The sequence below is a fragment of the Variovorax sp. 05T418 genome (assembly GCF_056396385.1).
The window spans coordinates 57546-73453 of sequence record NZ_JBFTLJ010000008.1 but is presented as its reverse complement, the minus strand read 5'-3'; the positions used below and the strand labels follow the sequence as shown (position 1 = coordinate 73453).

The following is a 15908-nucleotide window of genomic DNA, read 5'->3' as shown; positions in this document are numbered from 1 at the left end:
CGTCAGGGCGTGCCCTTGGCGTCCTTGCGGATCTGGAGCCACTCGGGATGCACCTGGCGCGCGAGGCGCTGCGGCTCGCGCTCGTTGAAGCCGGCGGGCGTGAGGCCGAAGCCGGCCAGGTCGCCGCGCGACCACAGCCAGTAGCCCAGGTTGGCGGCGAGCAGGGCAACCAGCACCAGGCGCAGCTTCATGGTGGCCGGCCTCAGAACGCCATGCCGCTCGGGCGCACGCTGACTTCGTCGCTCGAGACCAGCTGCAGCCCGCCGGCGGTGCGCACCTGGAGCTCGCCGCCCCAGGCCACGCCCTCGCACAGGCCGAAGCTGCCGTCGCTGAGCTGGACTTGCCGCCCGCGCAAGGCGTCGCGCGCGGCAAAGCGCTCGGCAAACGGCCCAAAGCCCTCGGCCTCGAAGGCCTGCACGCTGCGCACCAGCGGCGCGGCCAGCTCGGCCAGCACCTGGGGCGCGGTGGCATCGGGGCGCCACTGGCGCAGCCAGGCCGGCGGGGTGCGCATGCCATCGCCCTCGCGCGGGCCGATGTTGATGCCGATGCCGATCACCAGGTAGCGCGGCGGGGCCGGCGCATCGGCGCGGCCCGCATGCGGCATGGCGGTTTCGATCAGGATGCCGGCCAGCTTGCGGTCCTCCACCCACAGGTCGTTGGGCCACTTGAGCGCGACCTTGGCCGCGCCCGTGGGATCGAGGCTTTCCGCCACGCTCACACCCACGGCCAGCGAGAGGCCGGCCCAGTCGCGCGGCGCGAGCGGCAGGCCCAGCGAGAAGGTGAGGGAGGCGGCGCCTTGTTCTTCGCCCTGCTGCGCGCTCTGCCAGGGCCGGCCGAGGCGGCCGCGCCCGGCCGTCTGGCGCTCGGCCACCAGCAGCACCGGTTCGACACGTCCGGCGCGCGCGCGGCGCATCAGTTCGGTATTGGTGGAGTCGATCTCGGCCACCGCCTCGACCGCGAAGCCGGGCAAGAGCGGCGCCACCGCCGCAGCGATCCGGTCTTCGAGCCAGGCGGCCTGGGTACCCATCATGCTCAGCCCTTGCCGGCTCCGTCGGCCTTCTTGGACTTCTTTTTTTCCGGCTTCTTTTCAGCCTTTTTTTCGGCTTTCTTGTCCGCCTTCCTGGCTTCCTTTTTCTCGGCCTTTTTCTTTTCGGCCTTCTTCCTGGCCTTTTTCTTCTTTTTCTTTTCTTCGTCTTCGTCCTTGGGCGTCAGCAGCGTGCCGCGGCAATTCTCGGAGCCGCACCAGCAGGGAAACTCGGACAGCAGCTTCGGCGTGTAGGGTTCGTCGATGATCAGGCCGTAGTCGTAGTTGAGCTCTTCTCCTGCAGCGATGTTGCGCAGCGCCTTGATATAAACGCGCCCATCGATCTCGTCGGCCTCGCAGTTCGGCTCGCACGAATGGTTGATCCAGCGCGCGTCGTTGCCCTTGACGTTGCCGTCGATCACGCGCCCGTCGTCGATGTGGAAGTAGAAGGTGTGGTTCGGCTGGGCCGGGTCGTGCGGGTGGCGGCGCAGCGCCTCTTTCCAGCTGATGACTTCGCCCTTGTATTCGATCAGCGTCTCGCCCTCGGCCAGGTCGTCCACGGCGAACACGCCGTTGCCGTGGACATCCGAGCGCCGCATCTGGATGCGGCGGCCGGCGAATTGTGGGGATTTGGAAGGCATCGCCGAAGTCTGTTAGGTTGAATATGCACACATGCGCGTGTGCGCGTGCGCACACGCGGGAAGCCGCAGATTGTATGTGGCCCCCACGCTCCCGCACTGCGTGTCGTCGCTGCCCCCCGAGGGGGCCGCAGGCCGCCTTGAGGCGGCTCGGCGGCGGCCTGAGAACTCTTTTAGGAATTTGTTGATGAAGACCTTGGTAATCGCAGAAAAGCCGTCGGTGGCACAGGACATCGTCCGTGCACTCACGCCGGTGGCCGGCAAGTTCGACAAGCATGACGAGCATTTCGAGAACGACAGCTATGTCGTGACCAGCGCTGTCGGCCACCTGGTCGAAATCCAGGCGCCCGAGGAGTTCGACGTCAAGCGGGGCAAGTGGAGCTTCGCGAACCTGCCGGTGATTCCGCCGCATTTCGACCTGAAGCCGGTCGACAAGACCAAGACGCGCCTGAACGCCGTGGTCAAGCAGGCCAAGCGCAAGGACGTGACGCAGCTCATCAACGCCTGCGACGCGGGCCGCGAGGGCGAGCTGATCTTCCGCCTGATCGAGCAGTACGCGGGCGGCAAGACCGGCCTGAACAAGCCCGTGAAGCGCCTGTGGCTGCAGTCGATGACGCCGCAGGCCATCCGCGACGGCTTCGACGCGCTGCGCACCGAAAAGCAGATGCAGGGTCTGGCCGATGCCGCGCGCTCGCGCTCCGAGGCCGACTGGCTGGTGGGCATCAACGGCACGCGCGCCATGACGGCCTTCAATTCGCGCGACGGCGGATTCTTTTTGACGACCGTGGGCCGCGTGCAGACGCCCACGCTGTCGGTGGTGGTCGAGCGGGAGGAGAAGATCCGCAAGTTCGTGAGCCGCGACTACTGGGAAATCCACGGCGTGTTCCAGGCCGAGGCCGGCCAGTACCCGGGCAAGTGGTTCGACGCCAACTTCAAGAAGCCGCCGCCGGGCCCCGACGGCACGGCCGACGCCGAGATCCGTGCCGACCGCGTGTGGAGCGAGCGCGAGGCGCGCGAGATCGCCGATGCGGCGCGCGGCAAGCCCGCCAGCGTCACCGAGGAAAGCAAGCCCACCACCCAGGCCTCGCCGATGCTGTTCGACCTGACCTCGCTGCAGCGCGAGGCCAACGGCCGCTTCGGCTTCTCGGCCAAGACCACGCTGGCGCTGGCGCAGAGCCTGTACGAGCGCCACAAGGCGCTGACCTATCCGCGGACCGACTCGCGCGCGCTGCCCGAGGACTACCTGCCGGTGGTCAAGGACACCATGAAGATGCTCGCCGAGAGCGGCATGAAGCACCTGGCGCCCTTCGCGCAGCAGGCGGTCGACGGCAGCTACGTGAAGCCGAACAAGCGCATCTTCGACAACGCCAAGGTGTCGGATCACTTCGCGATCATTCCCACGCTGCAGGCGCCGAGCGGCCTTTCGGACGCCGAGCAGAAGCTCTACGACTTCGTGGTGCGCCGCTTCATGTCGGTGTTCTTCCCGAGCGCCGAGTTCCAGGTGACCACGCGCATCAGCACGGTCGAGACCAATGGCAAAAAATACCCGTTCCGCAGCGACGGCAAGGTGCTGGTCAAGCCGGGCTGGCTCGCGATCTGGGGCAAGGAAGCCATCAGCGACGACGACGAGAAGGACGGCAAGAACCTGGTGGTGGTGAAGCCGGGCGAAACGGTGAAGACCGAATCGGCCGACCTGAAGGCGCTGAAGACCCGGCCGCCCGCGCGCTATTCGGAAGCCACGCTGCTGGGCGCGATGGAAGGCGCCGGCAAGACCATCGACGACGACGAACTGCGCGAGGCCATGCAGGAGAAGGGCCTGGGCACGCCAGCCACGCGCGCGGCCACCATCGAAGGCCTGATCACCGAGAAATACATGCTGCGCGAAGGCCGCGAGCTGATCCCCACGGCCAAGGCCTTCCAGCTCATGACGCTGCTGCGCGGCCTGGGCGTGGAAGAACTCTCCAAGGCCGAGCTCACGGGCGAGTGGGAATACAAGCTCGCGCAGATGGAGAAGGGCGCGCTGAGCCGCGACGCCTTCATGCGCGAGATCGCCGAGATGACGCAGCACATCGTCAAGAAGGCCAAGGAATACGACCGCGACACCGTGCCGGGCGACTACGCCACGCTGTCGACGCCATGCCCCAACTGCGGCGGCGTGGTGAAGGAAAACTACCGCCGCTACAGCTGCACCGGCAAGGCCGGGCAGGAGCCCTGCGGCTTCTCGTTCGGCAAGTCGCCGGCGGGGCGCACCTTCGAGGTGGCCGAGGCGGAAGTGCTGCTGCGCGACAAGCACATCGGCCCGCTGGAAGGCTTCCGCTCCAAGGCCGGCTGGCCCTTCACGTCCGAGATCGTCCTCAAGTACGACGAAGAGGCGAAGAACTGGAAGCTGGAGTTCGACTTCGGCGACGACAAGAACGCCGACACCGGCGAGATCGTCGATTTCAGCGAGCAGGACACGGTGGGCCCGTGCCCGATCTGCGGCGCGCCGGTGTTCGAGCACGGCAGCAACTACGTCTGCGAGAAGTCGGTGCCCACCACTGCGCAGCCGACGCCCAGCTGCACCTTCAAGACCGGCAAGATCATCCTGCAGCAGCCGGTGGAGCGCGCGCAGATGGAAAAGCTGCTGGCCACCGGCAAGACCGACCTGCTCGACAAGTTCGTGAGCATGCGTACGCGCCGCGCCTTCAAGGCCTTCCTGACCTGGAACGCCGAGGAGGGCAAGGTGACCTTCGAATTCGCGCCGCGCGAAGGCGGCAGCAAGTTCCCGCCGCGCAAGACCTTCGGCAAGGCCGCGCCGGCGGGCAAGACCGCGGCGGCCAAGAAGGTGGCGGCCAAGAAGACGCCCGCCGCCAAGAAGGCACCGGCCGCGAAGAAGGCCGCGGCGCCACGCAAGCCGGGCGCGGGCCTCAAGCCCAGCGACTCGCTGGCCGCGGTGATCGGCGCCGAGCCGGTGGCGCGCACCGAGGTCATCAAGAAGCTCTGGGACTACATCAAGGCCAACGGCCTGCAGGACGCGGCCAACAAGCGCGCGATCAATGCCGATGCCAAGCTCAAGCCGGTGTTCGGCAAGGACCAGGTGACGATGTTCGAGCTCGCGGGCATCGTGGGCAAGCACCTGTCGGCGCCATGAAGACCACCATGCAGCGCAGACACTTCGCCGTCGCGCTCGCCGCGGCCTGCACGTTGGCCGTCGGCGCGGCGCAGGCGGCCGCCTGGCCCGACAAGCCCGTGAAGCTCGTGGTGCCGTTCCCGCCCGGGCAGGCCACCGACATCTTCGCGCGCGCACTCGCCGAGCAGCTCGGCAAGCGGCTGGGCCAGCCGGTGATCGTCGACAACAAGGCCGGTGCCGGCAGCAACATCGGCACCGAGTTCGTGGTGCGCGCGCCGGCCGACGGCTACACGCTGGTGGTGGCCGGCAGCGCGATGGCGGTGAACCAGACGCTCTACGCCAAGCCGGGCTTCGACCCGCGCAAGGACCTGGTGGGCATCTCGCTGATTGCCACGGTGCCGCTGGTGTTCCTGGCCACGCCCGAAAGCGGCATCCGCAGCATGGCCGACCTGGCCGCGCGCGCCAAGGCCGAACCGGGCCGGCTGAGCTATGCGAGCGCCGGCATCGGCGGCACGCAGCACCTGTCGGGCGAGATGTTCAAGTCGGCCGCGCGCGTCTTCATCACCCACATTCCATACCGCGGCAGCGGGCCGGCGCAGTCGGACTTCCTGGGCAACCAGATTCCGCTGATGGTCGACTCGGTGACGGCCGCGCTGCCGCACATCAAGTCGGGCAGGGCGGTGGCGCTGGCGGTGACCTCGGCCAAGCGCTCCTCGCAGCTGCCCGACGTGCCCACCGTGCGCGAAAGCGGCGTGGCCGGCACCAGGGACTTCGAGGCCGTGGGCTGGCTCGGCCTGATGGCGCCGCGCGGCACGCCGCCCGAGATCACGGCGCGGCTGAACCAGGAAGTGACCGATATCCTCAAGAGCGAGCAGATGGCGCGCTTCATCCGCGACCGCGGCTCCGAGCCCGCGCCCACCACGGGCGCCGAGTTCGACCGCTTCGTGGCGAACGAGATCCAGCGCTGGGGCGGCGCGGTGAAGGCATCGGGCGCCAAGCCCGAGTAGCCCTTTTGCCGCGCGCCGCTCAGGCGACGGCCGGCGGCGCTTGCTCCTCCGCGCTGCGGTCGGCATCCGCCAGCAGCCAGCGGCGGAAGTGGTCGAGCGTGGCCAGCTGGCCGCGGCCCTCGGGGTAGCAGAACCAGTAGCCCTGGTCGCCGCGGTAGCCGCCGCCCGGCAGCGGCTCGTCCACCAGCCCCGAGGCGATCTCGTCCTGCACCAGGCAGCGCGGCACCAGCGCCACGCCCATGCCCACCATCACCGCGCGGATCATGGTCTGGAACTGGTCGAACTGCGGGCCCGCGAGCGGATCGAGCCCGCGCACGCCGTGCGCCTCGCTCCATTGCAGCCACGATTGCGGCACCGTGACATGGCGCAGCAGGGTGCAGCGCGCCACGTCCTGCGGCGTACGGATGGCGGCTTCGGCCAGGCCCGCGCGCGGCGCGATCAGCGCCACGTCGCGCCCGGCCAGGTAGTGCGAGCGCGCGCCGGGCCAATGGCCGTCGCCGAAGAGGATGGCGCAGTCGAGCTCGGGGCGCTCGAAGTCGTAGCCATGCACGAAGGGCACGAAATGCAGCGTGATCTGCGGATGCAGGCGCTGGAAGTCGGGCAGGCGCGGAATCAGCCACTTGGCGCCGAAGGTGGGCAGGGTGGACAGGTGCAGCGCGCCGCCGCCGTCGCCGCTGGTGATGAATTCCAGCGTGGCCGCCTCCAGCTGCGCGAGCAGGGCGCGCACGGCTTTTTCGTAGCGCTCGCCCGCGGGCGTGAGCGCCAGGCGCTTGCGGCTGCGCTCGAACAGCGGCACGCCGATCCAGCGCTCCAGCTCCTGCACCTGCTTGCTGACCGCCCCCTGCGTGAGGTGCAGCGCCTCGGCGGCGCGCGAGACGCCGCCGAAGCGCACCACGGTGGAAAAGGCGCGCAGCAGGTTCAGCGGCGGGTTGAGGCGGCGGAGCGACATGGCTGGATGCCCATTAAAACATTCCAGATCAGAATGTTAGCTGGTCTATCCTTTGCTTCAAGTAGCGCAGCAACTTTTGCTTCATTGCTTCCGTCTCATTGGAGAAACCCCCATGCAACGTCGTCATCTTCTTTCTGCCCTGGCCGCTGTTTCTGTCGCGCCTGGAATATCCTTTGCCCAGCAAGGCAAGCCGATCCGCATGATCGTGCCCTTCCCGCCCGGCGGCGCCACCGACATCACGGCGCGCGTGCTGTCGGAGCCGCTGGCCAAGATCCTCCAGCAGCCCGTGGTCATCGACAACCGCGCCGGCGCCGGCGGCTCCATCGGCATGGCCGAGGTGGCCCGCTCCGCACCGGACGGCCTCGCCTTTGGCGTGGCCACGCTCTCCACGCACGGCGTGAACCCGGCCGTCTACCAGAAGCTGCCTTATGACCCGCTCAAGGGCTTCGTCGCCGTGACCGAGCTGGTGAAGGCGCCGGGCGTGGTCGTCATCAACCCGCGGGTGCTGCCGGTGCAGAGCTTCGCGGAGCTCGTGAAGTACCTGAAGGCCAATCCGGGCAAAGTGTCGTACGCCTCGCCGGGCAACGGCACCATCGGCCACATGTGGGGCGAGCTCTTCAAGAGCAGCACCGGAACCTCGATGGTGCACATCCCCTATCGCGGTGCGGGCCCGGCCATCAACGACGTGCTCGCGGGCGAGGTGCCGGTGTACTTCGACCAGGTGGCCTCGTCGCTGCCGCACGTGAAGGCGGGCAAGCTGAAGGCGCTGGCCGTGTCCTGGAGCAGCCGGCTCGACGTGCTGCCCGAAGTGCCGACCTACCGCGAGCTCGGCTACCCGGCCAACAACGATCCGTCGTGGTTCGGGCTGGTGGCGCCCGCCGGCACGCCGGCCGACATCGCGCTGCGCATGCAGCAGGCGGTGGCCACCGCGCTGAAGGACAGCTCGGTGCGCGAACGCCTCGCCCTGCAGGGACTCTATGCGTCGGGCACCACGCCGGCCGAGTTCGCGAAGCAGATCGACAGCGAGATCGAGAAGATGAAAAAAGTCGCCGCCTTCGCCCGCATCCGATTGGACTGATCTCGTCTGCCTATGCATCCTGTTCTGAAGATCATTCAAACCCGCGCCCAGGTGACCAGCATCGCCGGGCACACGCCGCTGGTGCTCGATTCGCCGCACAGCGGCACCGTCTACCCCGAGGACTTCCGGCCCGTGTGCGACCTGGCCACGCTGCGCCGGGCCGAGGACACGCACGTCGAGAAGCTCTACGCCTTTGCGCCCGAAATGGGCGCGGCGTGGATCGAAGCGCACTTTCCGCGCAGCTACCTGGACGCCAACCGCGACACCACCGAGCTGGACACCGCGCTGCTCGACGGCCCGTGGACCGAGCCCCTGTCGACCGACCCGCGCGTGCTTGCCAAGGTGCGGCTCGGCAAGGGCCTAGTCTGGAAGCTCACCGACGAGGGCCTGCCGATCTACGACCGGCTGCTCACTGTGGACGAGGTGCGCGCGCGCATCGACAACTGCTGGCGGCCCTACCATGCGGCGGTGGCCGAGGCCATCGACTCGGCGCATGCGCGGCACGGCTACAGCATCCACATCAACTGCCACTCGATGCCGGCGGTGGCGGGCAGCCATGCCACCGATTTTCCGGGCCTCGTGCATGCGGACTTCGTGATCGGCGACCGCGACGGCAGCACCGCCGACCCGGCGCTGTCGCAAAGGATCTGCGCGCACCTGCGCGCGCGCGGCTACAACGTGGACTACAACCATCCCTACAAGGGCGTGGAACTGGTGCGCCGGCATGGCCGGCCGGCCGAGCACCGGCACAGCATCCAGGTCGAGGTCAACCGCAAGCTCTACATGGACGAGGCCACGCTGGCGCTCGACGAGGCCGGCGCGGCGCGGCTGCGGCAGGATCTGCAGTCGATGGTGGCGATGCTGCTGGCCACCGATCCGCGCTGACCGGCAACAACAACAACCCTGCCGCCGGCGCGTGTGTTGCGGCAGGGCCGGAAGGCACCGGCCTATAGTGGCCGCGAGTCTTCCCACCCTTGCCTGGAGTTTTACGTGAAGCCATTCATTGCAGCTGTTCTTGCCATCGCGATGGGCGCCCTGGCGGCGGGCTGCGCCGGCACGGGGTCGGCCGGCAGCGGCGACCGCGCCGCCTCGTCGTCCGGCAGCGGCGTGACCGTGTTCGGCACCATCGATGCGGGCGTGAGCGGCAGCACGAACCGTTCCGAGCGGCGCTAAGCCGGCCGGGGCGTCAGCGCCGCAGCAGTGCCTGGCGCAGCACCCGCGCCGCGCGATCGCGGATGCGGCCGTGCCCGGCATCCGGCAGGGTGCGCGGCGCCACCTTCGCGGTGGCGCAGGCCCAGAGAAAGTCGTGCAGGATCGGCGTGTCGTCCACCGTCTCAGTGCTGCCGTACTTGTGGAATTCGGGGTGCCACTGCGTGGCGGCGATGTAGCTGCGGCCCCTGTCGGCGCGGCGGCGGATGGCCTCGGGCACGCGGTCGGGCAGGCTCCAGGCCTCGATCTCGAAACCCGGCGCGAGGTCTTTCACGCCCTGGTGGTGGATGCTGTTGACCTTGGCGGTCTTGACCTCGGGGTAGAGCTTGGCCAGGCGCGTGCCCTCGACGATCTCGATCTGGTGGAAGTTCTGGTCGTAGGTCACCGGGTCGCGGTGCCGCACGGTTTCGGGGTGCTCGTGCTGCGCCTCGATGTCCTGGTAGAGCGTGCCGCCGAAGGCCACATTGATCAGCTGCAGCCCGCGGCAGACGCCGAAGATGGGCTTGCCGGCCTGCTCGAAGGCCTCGACCAGCGCCAGGTCGTACAGGTCGCGGATGCGGTCGCCCACCCAGGCGTCCTTGAGCGGCACCTCGCCGTAGCTGCCGGGCCAGACGTCGGCGCCGCCGTGCATCACCACGCCGTCGAGCCATTCGGCATAGTGCGAGAGCTTGGTGTCGCCGCGCGCGGTTTCGCCCGTGGGGCAGGGCACCATCACCACCATGGCACCGGCCGACATGAGCCAGTGCGCAATGGACTGCTCGACGTACTGCAGCGTCTTGTTGGTGAAGAGCGAACGCGCCGGATCGGCGTGGGAAAAGCAGGCGGACAAGCCGATCTTCAGCCGGGCGGAAACGGGTTGCGGCATCGCGGGACGAGCAGGGCGTGCTGTGCGAAAAGGAAAGTCCATTGTGGCGCTTTGGCCTCTCGCACGGGGTCGGACGACACGCCAAAGTATGCTTTCAACGCCGCCACGACCAAGAAGGAAGACAAGCCATGAAAACGATCCAGGGCCCGGCCATATTCCTGGCCCAGTTCGCCGGGGACGAAGCCCCGTTCAACTCGCTCGACGCCATTGCCGGCTGGGCCGCCGGGCTGGGCTACAAGGGCGTGCAGATCCCGAGCTGGGACGCGCGCCTGTTCGACCTGAAGAAGGCCGCCGAGAGCAGGACCTACTGCGACGAGGTCAAGGGCACGTTGGCCGCGCACGGCCTGGAGATCACCGAGCTGTCGACCCATCTGCAGGGCCAGCTGGTCGCGGTGCATCCGGCCTACGACGCGGGCTTCGACGGCTTCGCGGCGCCTGAGGTGCGCGGCGATCCGGTGCGGCGCCAGCAGTGGGCGGTGGAGCAGCTGCACTTCGCCGCGAAGGCCTCGGCCAACCTGGGGCTCACGGCGCATGCCACCTTCTCGGGCGCGCTGGCCTGGCCGTACCTCTATTCGTGGCCGCCGCGCCCGCCGGGACTCATCGAGGAGGCCTTCGACGAGCTCGCGCGCCGCTGGCGCCCGATCCTCGATGCCTTCGACGCGGCGGGCGTGGACGTGGGCTACGAGATCCACCCGGGCGAAGACCTGCACGACGGCGTGAGCTACGAGATGTTCCTGGAGCGCGTGGACAACCACCCGCGCGCCTGCCTCCTGTACGACCCGAGCCACTTCATGCTGCAGCAGCTCGATTACCTGGCGTACATCGACCACTACCACGAGCGCATCAAGATCTTCCACGTGAAGGATGCCGAGTTCAACCCGACCGGCAAGCAGGGCGTCTACGGCGGCTTCCAGAGCTGGATCAACCGCGCGGGGCGCTTCCGCTCGCTGGGCGACGGGCAGGTCGATTTCAGCGCCATCTTCTCGAAGATGGCGCAGTACGACTTCCCGGGCTGGGCGGTGCTCGAATGGGAGTGCTGCATCAAGCACCCCGAGGACGGCGCGCGCGAGGGCGCGGCCTTCATTGCCGACCACATCATCCGGGTGGCGGAGCGGGCTTTTGACGATTTTGCGGCGGGCGGCGTGGACGTGGCCGCCAACAAGCGGATGCTGGGGATCGGCTGAAGCGCTTTTGAGCTATATTTTTGATAGCATCAAACACTTGGCCGGCGGGTGTTTGATGCCGAATTCGCCACGGCGTTGTTTTTAAGACAAGCAACTGTCATGCCCCGCGGGCTATAATGCCGGGTTCGTTTCGATACCACGACGAAGCACTTTTCGTCACTCCGCCGGCTGACCTGCACTGTCCCTTGGATTTTTCAGGCCTCTTTCCCCCAAGCCGGCTTCACAGTGTGTTGGAGCGCCAGACCGGGCGCCCATGATTGCCACCACTGCCTTCGTTCTTGTTGAAGCGAATAGCGCGTCCGCCGCGCCATTCCGGCCGGCCCACGCCCGTTTTCAATTATTTTTCCGGCATCTTGCGCACACTTTCCGCGCAGGGTGCCAAGGCTTCATGGACATCATTCAACACAGTATCGCGGTGGGCAAGTACCTTGTTTCTCCGCTCATCCGCCACCAGGACGACGGCAATTTCGCCGCATCCGTCTCGATCCGCTCCGGCCGGGGCAGCGGCATGCACGACCGCGTGATGCGTTTCACGCCGCGCTTTGCCAGCCACGCCGCCGCGGCACGCTATGCCGTCGCCCAGGGGCTCGGCTGGGTGCGCGAACGCCACCCCCGCAGCGCGCCGCTCGCTTTGCCGTGCGCGGGCTGAAACAATTACGCCCATCTTCATCTCCAACACACATCGAACGAGAATTCAGAGGTAATCACACATGCCCAAGGAAGAACTGATCGAAATGAACGGCGCAGTGACCGAAGTCCTGCCCGACTCGCGCTACCGCGTGACGCTCGACAACGGCCATCAGCTGATCGCCTACAGCGGCGGCAAGATGCGCAAGCACCACATCCGCATCCTGGCGGGTGACAAGGTGTCGCTCGAACTCTCGCCCTACGACCTGACCAAGGGCCGTATCACCTTCCGCCACCTGGAGCGCCGCGGCCCGCCGCCGACCAACTCCGGCAACAACAACGCACCTCGCCGCTGATCCGCGACGGACGAAGGGCCTTGCAAGCGCCCCGCGCGGGCGCTTGGCAAGGCCTTTGTTTTTGTTGCGGCCGCCCGGCTGCAAATCGATGACCACATCCCCTTCCACCGCCGGCGGCCCGCCAGCCGGCAACGGTTTTGCCACGCTGGCGCTCTCGCCCCAGATGCTGGCCAACCTCACGCAGCTGGGCTACACGCAGATGACGGCGATCCAGGCGGCCGCGCTGCCGCCGGCGCTGCTCGGCAAGGACCTGATCGCGCAGGCCAAGACCGGCAGCGGCAAGACCGCCGCCTTTGCGCTCGCGCTGCTCTCCAACCTGAACCCGCGCCGCTTCGCCATCCAGGCGATGGTGCTGTGCCCCACGCGCGAACTGGCCGACCAGGTCACGACCGAAATCCGCCGCCTGGCGCGCGCGGAAGAGAACATCAAGGTGGTCACGCTCTGCGGCGGCGTTGCGCTGCGCGGGCAGATCGCCAGCCTGGAGCACGGCGCGCACATCGTGGTGGGCACGCCGGGCCGCATCATGGACCACCTGGAGCGCGAGAACCTGAATCTCGAGGCGCTCAACACGCTGGTGCTCGACGAAGCCGACCGCATGCTGGACATGGGCTTCTTCGACGACATCGTCAAGGTGGCGCGCCAGTGCCCCAAGGAGCGCCAGACGCTGCTGTTCTCGGCCACCTACCCCGAAGGCATCGCCAAGCTCGCGCAGCAGTTCATGAAGAACCCCGAGCAGATCACGGTGCAGGCGCAGCATGAAGGCAGCAAGATCCGCCAGCGCTGGTACCAGGTGAAGGAAAGCGAACGGCTGCATGCCGTGAGCCTTTTGCTCGACCATTTCCGCCCCGTGAGCACGCTGGCCTTCTGCAACACCAAGCAGCAGTGCCGCGACCTCGTCGAGGTGCTGCAGGGCCAGGGCTTCAGCGCGCTGGCGCTGTTCGGCGAGCTGGAGCAGCGCGAGCGCGACCAGGTGCTGGTGCAGTTTGCCAACCGCAGCTGCTCGGTGCTGGTGGCCACCGACGTGGCGGCGCGCGGGCTCGACATTGCGCAGCTTGAAGCCGTGATCAACGTCGACGTGACGCCCGACGCCGAAATCCACATCCACCGCATCGGCCGCACCGGCCGCGTCGGCCAGCAGGGCAGCGCCGAGGGCCTCGCGCTGAACCTGGCGAGCATGGACGAGATGGGCAGCGTCGGCAAGATCGAGCAGCTGCAGGGCCGCGAATCCGAATGGCACCCGCTGGCCGAGCTCACGCCGGCCCAGGGCGCGCCGCTCGCGCCGCCCATGGCCACCTTGCAGATCGTGGGCGGGCGCAAGGAGAAGATCCGCGCCGGCGACGTGCTGGGCGCGCTCACCGGCGACTGCGGCTACGCCAAGGACCAGGTCGGCAAGATCAACGTCAACGAGTTCTCGACCTACGTGGCCGTGGAGCGCGGCATTGCGGCCGAAGCGGCGCGCAAGCTCTCGAGCGGCCGCGTGAAGGGCAAGAGCGTGAAGGTGCGCCTGCTGGAGCTCTGAAAGTCACCCCGCCGTGCCGGTTGCTTCGGCTTCCGGCAGGCAAAATCCCCGCTGTGGCCTAATTGAGCCTCGAACATCACTTTTTTACCCGAGCTTTTCATGCCCAAGAAAATTCGTACCGAAGCCGACCGCGTTGCCACCCCGAAGCCGACGCCCATGCCCGGCTACGCCCTGCCCAAGTCCGGTGGCGGCCAGAAGGTCAGCCTGGAACGCGGCACCGCCACGCGCAGCAAGAAGAACCCCGGCAAGCGCGCCAAGAAGGGCGGCTGATCCGGCCCCCGGAGGCTCGCAAGAGCCGCGACGAACGCGCCCCCGGGCGCGTTTTGTCATTGGGACCGCCATAAAGCCAATCCGCGATGTCCGACGACAACCAGATCTTCATTCCGCCCTCGTTCTTCGCGGTCTACAGCGATGCGCGCCAGCGCCTCTCAGAGCCGATCGGCGTGGTGCGCGAGCGCTACGAGATCTGCGAGGACCTGGCCAGCCACCTGGTGGGCCACGCGCAGATCCAGCACCACACCGAGGTGCCGGTCGAGAGCGAGATCCTTCGGCGCATCCACGCCGGGCTCAGGGCGCCCGAAGCCGGCGTGTCGGCCGCCGAGGCCGGCTGGATCGTGCAGCGGCTGGCTGAATTGCTGGGCTGGCCCGGACCCGAGCTGGCTGCGGACTGACGCAGAGCGGCCGGGCACCCGTCAGGCCGGCGCGGCGCGCCTGAGCAGGCTCAGGTAGCCAGGCTGCACTTCCATGCGCGCGATGGCGCCACGCCGCTGGAGCAGCCGGTGCGCCTTTGGCAGGCTCCAGCAGGGCAGGCCGGTGAACATGTGGTGCTCGCAGTGGTAGTTGACCCAGTAGGGCGCCACCAGCGCGCGTTCGAGCCAGCCGGCCTGCGTGGTGCGCGCCTGGCGCAGCGGATCGGCCTCGTTCTGCGCCACCAGCGCATGCTCGGCGATGTTGCGCACGCGGCTCACGAGCGGCAGCCAGGTGGCCATCGGCAGCAGCCACATCAAAAGCCAGGCCCACCCATACCCGGCCAGCGCGAAGGCCAGGAAGCCGAGGCCGTTGCCGGCCAGGAAGCGCCGGTCCTTCGCCAGCTCGCGCCCGAATGCCTTCAGCGCCGATTCGCCCGGGGCACGATGCCGGATGCCCTCGGCAATGTGGCCGAAGCGCTGCTTGTAGAAGGTCTGGCCGCTCAAATCGCGCACGACCTTGCGCCACATCGAATCGCGCGAGATGGGGAAGGGCGCGGACAGCACGAGGTCCGGGTCTTCGGTCTGCTGCACGAAGCGGTGGTGCTGCAGGTGGTAGGGCCGGTAGTCGCGCAGCGTGGAGGAGCACAGCCAGTAGCCCACCCAGTCGTTGATCCGGCGATTGCGGTGCAGGCCCGCATGCGCGGCATCGTGCATGAGGATGAAGAGCCCGAGCTGCCGCGCGCCGACGATCGGCACCATGAGCGGCATGGTCCACGGCCACAGGATGCCCGCGAGCATCGCGGCGCCGATGACGCCCCAGCAGTGCGCCACCAGCCACAGGCCCTTCCATGAAGAGCGGGTGGTAAGCGACTGCCACTCTTCGTTGGAGAAGAAGTCCTCGGGTTGCGCGCGGGGGGCGACGGCCATCGGGCCAGTATGCGCCGATGGCCCGGCCGCGGCACGCGGAATTCCCCGGGGCTTCAGTTGTCGATCACCTTGCGGGCGAACAGCTCGAGGTAGTCCATCAGGCGGTTGGCGCCGGCAATGGCCGCGGCCTCGTCGCCGGTGGCGATGCCCTGCGCGAGTTCGAGGTGCGCATTGGCGCCTTCGACGATCTCGCCTTCGTGCTGGTAGGCGTACCAGAAGCGGCGGCACTGCACGATGAGCGGGATCACGGCCTTCACCGCCGAGTCGTTGTGGCTCGCCTGGTGGTTGACGAGGTCGAGCGCGCGGTCGGCCTGCATGTAGTCGTTCAGGTCGCCGCGATGGGCCGCCTTCACCATCAGCTCGGCGCAGCGCACGATCTCCTTGCGCTGCAGCGCGGTGGCGCGGCGCGCCGAGCAGGCCGCGATCAGGCGTTCGAGCACGCGCCGGGTCTGGATCACGTCGAGGTGGTCGGCCAAGTCGATGGTCGACACCAGCAGGCCGCGGCGCGGCTGCTGCACGATGAGGCCGATCGACACCATGCGCATCAGCGCCTCGCGCACCGGCGTGCGGCCAAGGCCGGTGCGCTCGGCGAGGTCGGCCTCGACGATCTGGCTGCCGGGCTCCAGCTGCAGCGTGGACAGCAGCGTCTCGATCGCGTCGTAGGCGAGGTCGGCGGCCCGTCGCTTGGGCTGGGGGCGGGGCACGGTCTTCGGGGGGGGCATTGTTT

Annotated in this window: 18 protein-coding genes; 11 read left to right on the top strand and 7 right to left on the bottom strand. The window is 68.1% G+C overall.

All coding sequences use genetic code 11. The features are described 5' to 3' along the window. Positions 1-2 precede the first annotated feature (2 nt). The 3 genes from AC1DMS_RS17475 to AC1DMS_RS17465 are packed head-to-tail and all read right to left on the bottom strand — an operon-like array spanning position 3 to position 1665. Positions 3-191 carry a sporulation protein gene (locus AC1DMS_RS17475; protein WP_478181516.1) on the bottom strand — a complete coding sequence of 63 codons (189 nt, stop codon included), beginning with the start codon at positions 189-191 and terminating at the stop codon, positions 3-5. A gap of 11 nt (positions 192-202) precedes the next feature. Beyond that, the gene (locus AC1DMS_RS17470) at positions 203-1030 is read right to left on the bottom strand and encodes a biotin--[acetyl-CoA-carboxylase] ligase (protein ID WP_018903492.1); all 828 of its coding nucleotides are present in this window, start codon (positions 1028-1030) and stop codon (positions 203-205) included. Between the two features lie 2 nt (positions 1031-1032). After that, on the bottom strand, positions 1033-1665 hold the full coding sequence (locus tag AC1DMS_RS17465) for an SET domain-containing protein (protein ID WP_478181515.1): 633 nt from the start codon (positions 1663-1665) through the stop codon (positions 1033-1035). A 184-nt stretch (positions 1666-1849) separates the two neighbouring features. On the opposite strand from AC1DMS_RS17465, the gene AC1DMS_RS17460 reads away from it, so the two are divergent. Together AC1DMS_RS17460 and AC1DMS_RS17455 are read left to right on the top strand one after the other, a co-directional pair. Then, positions 1850-4792: a DNA topoisomerase III gene (locus AC1DMS_RS17460; RefSeq protein WP_478181514.1), complete on the top strand. Its 2943-nt coding sequence runs from the start codon at positions 1850-1852 to the stop codon at positions 4790-4792. Positions 4793-4800: 8 nt separating this feature from the next. Continuing rightward, the gene (locus AC1DMS_RS17455; RefSeq protein WP_278876383.1) at positions 4801-5778 is read left to right on the top strand and encodes a Bug family tripartite tricarboxylate transporter substrate binding protein; all 978 of its coding nucleotides are present in this window, start codon (positions 4801-4803) and stop codon (positions 5776-5778) included. 19 nt (positions 5779-5797) lie between these two features. On the opposite strand, the gene AC1DMS_RS17450 is transcribed toward AC1DMS_RS17455, so the two are convergent. Continuing rightward, entirely contained in the window at positions 5798-6727 is a 930-nt protein-coding gene (locus tag AC1DMS_RS17450; RefSeq protein ID WP_369663830.1) for a LysR substrate-binding domain-containing protein, read from the bottom strand. Between the two features lie 112 nt (positions 6728-6839). Between AC1DMS_RS17450 and AC1DMS_RS17445 the strand changes: the two genes are divergently transcribed. From AC1DMS_RS17445 to AC1DMS_RS17435, 3 genes are all read left to right on the top strand, one after another. Continuing rightward, entirely contained in the window at positions 6840-7805 is a 966-nt protein-coding gene (locus AC1DMS_RS17445; protein ID WP_436298671.1) for a tripartite tricarboxylate transporter substrate binding protein BugE, read from the top strand. Between the two features lie 12 nt (positions 7806-7817). Then, the gene (locus AC1DMS_RS17440) at positions 7818-8690 is read left to right on the top strand and encodes an N-formylglutamate amidohydrolase (RefSeq protein WP_478181513.1); all 873 of its coding nucleotides are present in this window, start codon (positions 7818-7820) and stop codon (positions 8688-8690) included. A 105-nt stretch (positions 8691-8795) separates the two neighbouring features. After that, a complete protein-coding gene (locus AC1DMS_RS17435) occupies positions 8796-8978 on the top strand; it encodes a hypothetical protein (protein ID WP_438999169.1) in 183 nt (60 codons plus the stop codon). 13 nt (positions 8979-8991) lie between these two features. Here the strand turns inward: AC1DMS_RS17435 and AC1DMS_RS17430 are convergent, their stop codons facing one another. Further along, positions 8992-9879 carry a gamma-glutamyl-gamma-aminobutyrate hydrolase family protein gene (locus AC1DMS_RS17430; protein WP_062363953.1) on the bottom strand — a complete coding sequence of 296 codons (888 nt, stop codon included), beginning with the start codon at positions 9877-9879 and terminating at the stop codon, positions 8992-8994. A gap of 128 nt (positions 9880-10007) precedes the next feature. Here AC1DMS_RS17430 and AC1DMS_RS17425 point away from each other — a divergent pair, with 128 nt between their 5' ends. The 6 genes from AC1DMS_RS17425 (at position 10008) to AC1DMS_RS17400 (ending at position 14236) form a co-directional block, all read left to right on the top strand. Beyond that, positions 10008-11063 carry a sugar phosphate isomerase/epimerase family protein gene (locus AC1DMS_RS17425; protein WP_478181512.1) on the top strand — a complete coding sequence of 352 codons (1056 nt, stop codon included), beginning with the start codon at positions 10008-10010 and terminating at the stop codon, positions 11061-11063. Positions 11064-11451: 388 nt separating this feature from the next. Next, the gene (locus AC1DMS_RS17420; RefSeq protein WP_015867949.1) at positions 11452-11712 is read left to right on the top strand and encodes a hypothetical protein; all 261 of its coding nucleotides are present in this window, start codon (positions 11452-11454) and stop codon (positions 11710-11712) included. 61 nt (positions 11713-11773) lie between these two features. Beyond that, the gene (gene infA, locus AC1DMS_RS17415; protein ID WP_015867950.1) at positions 11774-12046 is read left to right on the top strand and encodes a translation initiation factor IF-1; all 273 of its coding nucleotides are present in this window, start codon (positions 11774-11776) and stop codon (positions 12044-12046) included. 88 nt (positions 12047-12134) lie between these two features. Next, complete coding sequence (gene dbpA, locus AC1DMS_RS17410) at positions 12135-13565, top strand: ATP-dependent RNA helicase DbpA (protein ID WP_478181511.1); 1431 nt, start codon at positions 12135-12137, stop codon at positions 13563-13565. 99 nt (positions 13566-13664) lie between these two features. Then, positions 13665-13835, top strand: a complete 171-nt coding sequence (locus AC1DMS_RS17405; RefSeq protein WP_015867952.1) for a hypothetical protein — start codon at positions 13665-13667, stop codon at positions 13833-13835. A gap of 86 nt (positions 13836-13921) precedes the next feature. Next, positions 13922-14236, top strand: coding sequence for a hypothetical protein (locus tag AC1DMS_RS17400; RefSeq protein ID WP_015867953.1), 315 nt, complete (start codon positions 13922-13924; stop codon positions 14234-14236). Between the two features lie 21 nt (positions 14237-14257). On the opposite strand, the gene AC1DMS_RS17395 is transcribed toward AC1DMS_RS17400, so the two are convergent. Together AC1DMS_RS17395 and AC1DMS_RS17390 are read right to left on the bottom strand one after the other, a co-directional pair. Continuing rightward, on the bottom strand, positions 14258-15181 hold the full coding sequence (locus AC1DMS_RS17395) for a fatty acid desaturase family protein (RefSeq protein WP_062363947.1): 924 nt from the start codon (positions 15179-15181) through the stop codon (positions 14258-14260). A 53-nt stretch (positions 15182-15234) separates the two neighbouring features. Then, positions 15235-15903, bottom strand: a complete 669-nt coding sequence (locus tag AC1DMS_RS17390) for a GntR family transcriptional regulator (protein ID WP_478181510.1) — start codon at positions 15901-15903, stop codon at positions 15235-15237. Between the last annotated feature and the right edge of the window lie 5 nt (positions 15904-15908).